The sequence below is a fragment of the Pseudonocardia sp. KRD291 genome, from assembly GCF_019263595.1.
GTDB lineage: Bacteria > Actinomycetota > Actinomycetes > Mycobacteriales > Pseudonocardiaceae > Pseudonocardia.
The window spans coordinates 1-6614 of record NZ_JADQDD010000317.1 but is presented as its reverse complement, the minus strand read 5'-3'; the positions used below and the strand labels follow the sequence as shown (position 1 = coordinate 6614).

7 protein-coding genes are annotated in these 6614 nt (G+C 73.0%); all 7 read right to left on the bottom strand.

The annotated features are described in order from the left end of the window. Nucleotides 1–331: hypothetical protein (locus I4I78_RS28260; RefSeq protein ID WP_218614550.1), on the bottom strand; the 331-nt coding region annotated here is incomplete at its 3' end. Nucleotides 332–474: 143 nt separating this feature from the next. Beyond that, nucleotides 475–1245 carry an SDR family NAD(P)-dependent oxidoreductase gene (locus I4I78_RS28255; protein WP_218614549.1) on the bottom strand — a complete coding sequence of 257 codons (771 nt, stop codon included), beginning with the start codon at nucleotides 1243–1245 and terminating at the stop codon, nucleotides 475–477. Between the two features lie 11 nt (nucleotides 1246–1256). Beyond that, entirely contained in the window at nucleotides 1257–2693 is a 1437-nt protein-coding gene (locus tag I4I78_RS28250; RefSeq protein ID WP_218614552.1) for an aldehyde dehydrogenase family protein, read from the bottom strand. Between the two features lie 432 nt (nucleotides 2694–3125). Next, entirely contained in the window at nucleotides 3126–4130 is a 1005-nt protein-coding gene (locus I4I78_RS28245; protein WP_218614548.1) for a biotin-dependent carboxyltransferase family protein, read from the bottom strand. After that, complete coding sequence (locus I4I78_RS28240; RefSeq protein ID WP_218614547.1) at nucleotides 4127–4999, bottom strand: allophanate hydrolase subunit 1; 873 nt, start codon at nucleotides 4997–4999, stop codon at nucleotides 4127–4129. The genes I4I78_RS28245 and I4I78_RS28240 overlap by 4 nt, the downstream gene beginning before the upstream one ends. Next, entirely contained in the window at nucleotides 4996–6396 is a 1401-nt protein-coding gene (locus tag I4I78_RS28235; protein ID WP_218614546.1) for an acetyl/propionyl/methylcrotonyl-CoA carboxylase subunit alpha, read from the bottom strand. The genes I4I78_RS28240 and I4I78_RS28235 overlap by 4 nt, the downstream gene beginning before the upstream one ends. Further along, the coding region (locus I4I78_RS28230) for an acetyl-CoA carboxylase (RefSeq protein ID WP_226380595.1) at nucleotides 6393–6614 on the bottom strand (222 nt) is incomplete at its 5' end. The genes I4I78_RS28230 and I4I78_RS28235, both read right to left, overlap by 4 nt.

The following is a 6614-nucleotide window of genomic DNA, read 5'->3' as shown; positions in this document are numbered from 1 at the left end:
AGGCGTCGGCGCGGGCGGCCCTCGCCGCGTCCGCTCGGGCCTCGGCGTCGGCCCGCGCCTGGGCGGCGCGCTGCTCGTCGACACGGCGGACCACCGCGGTCGAGGCCTCGGAGACCGCTCCCCCGGCCATGTCGGAGCTGCGGTGCACGGCGAACGGAGCGGCCGAGACGGCGACGACGTTCGCGGCGAGCACCCGTTCCTGGGAGGGGAACGTCGGGATTGCGACGTTCGAGGGTTGCGCGGACACGCTCGCGCTGCCCAGTACGACGGCGGTCGCCACGGCGGCCGCGCCGACAACCGGTACGGCGACGGCGAGCAACGTCCGCGCCACACCTGCACGTGCCCGGTGCCGTCCGGCCATCCGAGATCGCCTCCCGATCGACTGCTGCAGCGGACGGCACGAACTCTAGGCCGAACAGCGCAGTGTTCACCAGGACCGTTGCGAACAATCACCCGGGGTGATCATGGAAATCCTCAGGCCGGCGGGGTGAACCGCCCGTCGACGGCTGTCCAGCCGCCGTCGACGGCGAGCACCGAGCCGGTCACGAACGTCGAGGCGTCCGAGGCCAGGTAGACGACCGCGCCCGCCAGCTCCGACGGCGACGACCAGCGCCCGAGCGCGGACTTGGCCGCGTAGGCGTCGTACCACTCGGGGTTGTCCTTGATCTGCGCCGTCAGCGGGGTCTCGACCACGCCGGGTGCGATCGCGTTCACCCGCACCCCGGACGGCCCCCACTCGGCCGCGGCGGTCCGCACGAGCTGCACCAGCCCGGCCTTCGTCGCGGCGTAGACGGACTGCCCGGGCTCGACGACGGTGCCGCGGATCGAGGAGAACGTGATCACGCTGCCCGACCCGCGCGCGACCATCGGACCGCCGAACGCGCGCAGCACCGCGAACGAGCCGGCCAGGTTCAGGCCCACGACCCGGTCGAACTCCTCCGGGGAGTAGTCGAGGATCCGCTTGCGCACGTTCGTCGCCGCGGTGAGCACGAGGACGTCCACCGGGCCGAGTGCGTCCGCGGTGCGGGTCAGCGACGCGTGGTCGGTGACGTCGAGCTCGATCCCGGTGGCGCCCTCCCCCGCGGCCGCGGCGGTCGCGGTGGCGACCTGGGGGTCCTTGTCGGCGCACGTGACCGACGCGCCGTGCGCGGCCAGCGCCCGGGCGGCTTCGCGGCCGATCCCGCCGGCGCCGATCACCAGCGCCCGCCGCCCGTCGAGCCGGAACATCTGCGTGTAGTCGGTCATCTGCGAACCCCTCACGGCCGGATCACGGCCATCCTGGCCACGGTCAGCTCCTCGATCGCGAACCGCGGGCCCTCCCGGCCGGTGCCCGAGTCCTTCACCCCTCCGTAGGGCATCACGTCGGAGCGGAAGCCCGGAACCTCGTTGACGATCACGCCGCCGACGTCGAGCGTCTCGATGGCACGGAACGCGGTGGCCAGCGAGCGGGTGAACACCGAGGCGTGCAGGCCGTAGCGCGACTCGTCGACCAGCTCGAACGCGGCGTCGACGTCGGGCACCGACCGGATCCCGACGACCGGGGCGAAGATCTCCTCGCACCACGCGGGCCGCTCGGTCGGGACGTCGATCAGCACCGTCGGCTCGATCGCCCGGTCCACCACGCGGCCGCCGTGCAGCAGCCGCGCGCCGGAGTCGACGGCGTCGGTGACCCACTCGAGCGCGCGGGCGGTGGCCGCGTCGTCGATCAGCGCGGCGACCCGGGTGCCGGGGTGGCGCGGGTCGCCGACGGTCAGCTCACCGATCCGGGCCGCCAGCTTCTCCAGGACGGCGTCGAGCACCGGTGCGCAGACGATCACGCGTTGGACGGCGATGCAGGCCTGCCCGTTGCCGTAGAAGCCGCCGCGCAGGACCGCGTCGACGGCGGCGTCGAGGTCGGCGTCCTCGGCGATCACCAGGGCCGCGTTCGAGCCGAGCTCCAGCAGCGTCTTGCGCGGTGCCGCGTCGCGGGCGATCTGGTGGCCCACCGCGGCCGACCCGGTGAACGACACCGCGCCGACGCGCGGGTCGGTGACCAGCTCGCGGCCGACGGCGGCGTCGCCGGTGACGACCTGCACCATCTCGGCGGGCGCGCCGTGCGCGACGGCGGCGCGGCGGACGATGTCGGCCAGCCACAGTGTGGCCAGCGGGGTCGTCGGGGCGGGCTTGCAGACGACCGGGCAGCCGGCCGCGACCGCGGGCGCGATCTTGTGGGTGGCCAGCAGCAACGGGTAGTTGAACCCGGCGATCCCGATCACCAGGCCGATCGGGCGCCGGGTCCAGAAGCCGATCATGCCGTCACCGGAGGGCTGCAGGTCCAGCGGGACGGTCTCGCCGTGGGTGTGGGCGACCTCCTCGGCCGCGGCGGTCCAGGTGAACAGCGTGCGGTCGACCTCGACGGTGCAGTCGATGCGGGTCTTGCCGGTCTCGGCGATCAGCATCTCGACGAGCTTCTCCCGCTCGCGCTGCAGCTCGGCGGCCACGTCGAGCAGGATCCGGCGCCGGGCCCCGGAGCCGACCTTCCCGGCGGCACGCACGACGGCGACCCCGGCCTCCAGTGCGGCTCGGGCGTGCTCGACGCCGCCGACCGGCGCGTCCGCGACGAACGAACCGTCGTAGGGGAACACCACCGGTGCGACGTCGGTGTCGGTACGCCAGCCCGGCCCCACCGGCAGCCCGGCCGGGTGCTCCGGCAGCTCGATCCCCACGGTCACTCCCTCTCACCCCAAGTCCGGCGGCGAGCACAGCACGCGCCCGCGAGAGCGGTCAACATCGCGCCTCGACAGTGCGCGCGGCTGGGCACGGCTCCGCGGCGGGACCTTCGCCCTGGGGGTGAGGTCGCGAGCGGCGCCCTCGTCGTAAAGGTTGCGACGAGAGTGCCGGTCGCTGCGCGCCGCGGGCTCCGCGGCGAACTCCCCGGCAAGGGTGCTCCCCAGGAATTCGCTCGCCAACCAAGCGAGTTGGCGTGCGCATTCTCCGGGAGAAGTCTCCGCCGCGGCCACCCGCGCACGGCACGTCCGCGCGGACGAACCCGGGGAGACGACCGGCGGAGCGGCGAGCGGCGCTCTCGTCGCAACTGTTCCGACGAGAGTGCCGCTCGCTCCGGCGGGAGGCGCTCCGGCCCGGGATCAGGACAGGGCGTCGTGCAGGGCGGCGAGGCGACGGCGTCGGTCGGCGCGGATCCCCAGTGCGGTCTCCAGGTCCACCTCGACGAACCTCGTGCGGGTGCGCGGAGCGGACTGGGCGACGACGTCGAGGTCACCGGAGATCACCGTCGCGACCATCATGTAGCCGCCTCCGGAGACCGCGTCGCGGTGCAGCACGATCGGCTCCACCCCGCCCGGCACCTGGATCGAGCCGATCGGATAGGGCGCGTCCACGATGTTCGACGGGTCCTGCCCCGCCCCGAACGGCGGCTCCCGATCCACGGTCTCCAGCTCGCCGCCGCCGTAGCGGAACCCCATCCGGTCCGCGACCGGCGTCAGGGTCCACGTCGTGTCCAGGAACGTGGCCCGGCCCTTGTCGGTGAGCCGGTGGTCGTAGAGCCCCATCACGACCCGGACCTCGACGTCCTTGGACATCGCCGGCCGGAGATCGGACGGCACCACGAGCCCGGGCCGGCCCGCGCCGCCGGCGCCGACCGGCAGCACGTCGCCCTCGGCGATCGGGCGCCCGTCGACCCCGCCGAGCGAGCCGATCACGTAGGTCGCGCGGCTGCCCAGGTCGACGCGGGTGTCCAGACCGCCGGACACGGCCAGGTAGGCCCGCGCGCCGTCCTTGAGGTAGTCGAAGTCGAGCACGTCACCGTCGGCGACCTCGAACGACTCCCAGAGCGGCCGGTCCGACCCGTTGACCCGCGGAGCGATCCCGGCACCGGCCACGGCCACCACGGCCGGACCGGTGAACGCCAGCTCCGGGCCCATGTAGACGATCTCGAGCGCGGCGGCGTCGGTGTCGTTGCCGACGAGCCCGTTCGCCGCGGCCAGCGAGTACTGGTCCAGCGCGCCCGAGGGTGGGATGCCCAGGTGGTAGTAGCCGGAGCGTCCGCCGTCCTGGATCGTGGTGGACAGGCCCGGCTTGCGGACCTCGATCGTCGTGCGCGGCGCCGACGACCCGTTCGCAGGCTCACTCATGCCAGGACCTCCAGCAGGCGCTTGTTGTAGCCGTCCGGGTCGTCCAGGAACGGCTGCAGGTCGAAGTCGACGTCGCGGGCGGTGATCCGGTAGCGCCCGGCCTCCGCGGTGGCCTGCAGGTCGTCGTACTCGTCGCGGTCGATCTGCCGGAACTTGACCATGTCGCCGGACCGCATGAACACCTTGTGCTCGGTGAAGTCCGGCTTCGTCTGGCGCGGGTCGTAGATCGGGGCGGGGGTGATGCCGAACATCTGGTATCCGCCGGCGCCACGCACCGAGTAGATGCAGGAGAAGCAGCCGCCGTACCCGACGGTCTGCTTCGGGGTGTCGGTGCGCGGGCGCACGTACTTCGGCACGATGATCTGCCGCTCACGGGGCACCATCTGGTACTTGAACGGCAGTCCGGCGACGAACCCGACCATCGAGGTGAACCACGGCGAGCCGGAATGCGCGGCGATGAACTCCTCGACGCCGGCGAAGCCGTTGATCCGGGCCGCGTACTCGATGTCGGTGGCGTCCGGGTCCTGGTGGCGGTCCCGGAAGCGCATCAGCGTCTCGGTGGTCCACGGGTCCTGGTAGAGCACCGGGATCTCGACGACCCGGCACGGCAGGGTCACACCGAGGGCGTCGCCGACGCGGGTCTCGATGTCCTTGAGGTGGGCCAGCAGGGTGTGCGGGTCGAGGACGTCAGGGTCGTAGCGGACCTGGTAGGAGGCGTTCGCCGGGCAGATCTCGAGGATCCCGTCCGGGCGCTCGTCGCGCAGCAGGTTGGTGATCGCGACGGCCTTGAAGTTGGCCTGCAGGCTCATCTCCTCCGCCAGCTCCACGAACACGAACTCGTCGCCGCCCCAGCTGTAGCGGGCACTCATGCCGTCTCCCCTCGTGTCGAGGCTCGTTCCGCTGACGCTTCTCTCGTGTTCAGCCATTGTTCGAGAGTCCCGGTGTGGAAGTCCGCCGCGGCGAACCAGTCCTGCTCGAGCAGCTCGATGAACAGCCCGGCCGTGGTCGGGATGCCGGAGACCGAGAACTCGGCCAGTGCTCGTCGCGAGCGCGCGATCGCCTCCGCCCGGTCGGCCCCCCAGATGATCACCTTCGCCAGCAGGGAGTCGTAGTAGGGCGGGACCTTCCCGTCCGGCTCGAGCCAGGTGTCGCACCGCACCCACGGACCGGACGGCAACGTCACCCGCCCGACGTTCCCGGGCGAGGGCAGGAAGTCGCGCTCCGGGTCCTCGGCGCACACCCGGAACTCCAGGGCGTGCCCGCGGGCGGCGATCGTGTCCCGGGTGTACCGCAGCGGTTCCCCGGCGGCGATCCGCAGCTGCTCGGCGACCAGGTCGATGCCGGTGACCAGCTCGGTCGTCGGGTGCTCGACCTGGATCCGGGTGTTCATCTCGATGAAGAAGAACTCGCCGCCGGATCCGGGAGTCGCAGCATCGTCGACCAGGAACTCGACCGTCCCGGCGCTGCGGTACCCGGCCTCGCGACACAGCGAGACGGCCGCCGCGGTCATCGCGTCGCGGACGGCGGAGGAGATGCCGGGCGAGACGGCCTCCTCGACGACCTTCTGCCGTCGCCGCTGCAGCGAGCACTCCCGCTCGAACAGGTGCACCGCGTCGGTGCCGTCGCCGAGCACCTGCACCTCGACGTGCCGGGCGCGGGTGACGAAACGTTCCAGGTACATGGTGCCGTCGCCGAACGCCTTGAGCGCCTCGTTCGACGCCTGCCCGAACGCCGTGCGCAGCGCCTGCGCGTCGTCGACGACCCGGATCCCGCGCCCCCCGCCGCCGGCCGCGGCCTTGAGCATCACCGGGTAGCCGACGTCCTCGGCGGCCGCCACCGCGGCGTCGACGTCCGCCACTCCCCCGGGCGTGCCGGGCACCGTCGGGACCCCGGCGGCGCGGGCGACCTCGCGGGCGGCGACCTTGTCGCCCATCCGCTCGATCGTCGCCGCGTCCGGCCCGACGAACGTCAGGCCCGCGTCGGCGACCGCGGCCGCGAACGAGGCCCGCTCGGAGAGGAACCCGTAGCCGGGGTGCACGGCGTCGGCGCCGGTCTCCTTCGCCGCGCCCAGGATCGCGTCGGCGACCAGGTAGCTCTTCGACGCCGCGGACGGCCCGATCCCGACCGCGACGTCGGCCAGGCGGGTGTGCAGCGCGTCCGCGTCGGCCTCGCTGTGCACCGCGACCGTGGAGATGCCCAGGTCACGGGCGGCGCGGATGATCCGGACGGCGATCTCGCCGCGGTTGGCGACGAGCAGGCGTCTCATCCGGTCTCCACCACCGCGACCGGCTGGCCGGCGTCGACCTCGTCCTCGTCGCCGACCAGGAACTCCACCAGCGTGCCCGCCGCACCGGCCGGGATCTGGTGGAACGACTTCATGACCTCGACCAGCCCGACGGCCTGGTCCTGCGCCACCGCCGCGCCGTCCTCGGCGAACGGCGGGCTGTCCGGGTCGGGACGGCGGTAGAAGACGCCGGGGATCGG

Coding starts and splice junctions, on each gene's coding strand:
- I4I78_RS28240 (WP_218614547.1), bottom strand. CDS start 4,999: ATGAGTGCCCGCTACAGCTGGGGCGGCGACGAGTTCGTGTTCGTGGAG.
- I4I78_RS28255 (WP_218614549.1), bottom strand. CDS start 1,245: ATGACCGACTACACGCAGATGTTCCGGCTCGACGGGCGGCGGGCGCTG.
- I4I78_RS28235 (WP_218614546.1), bottom strand. CDS start 6,396: ATGAGACGCCTGCTCGTCGCCAACCGCGGCGAGATCGCCGTCCGGATC.
- I4I78_RS28245 (WP_218614548.1), bottom strand. CDS start 4,130: ATGAGTGAGCCTGCGAACGGGTCGTCGGCGCCGCGCACGACGATCGAG.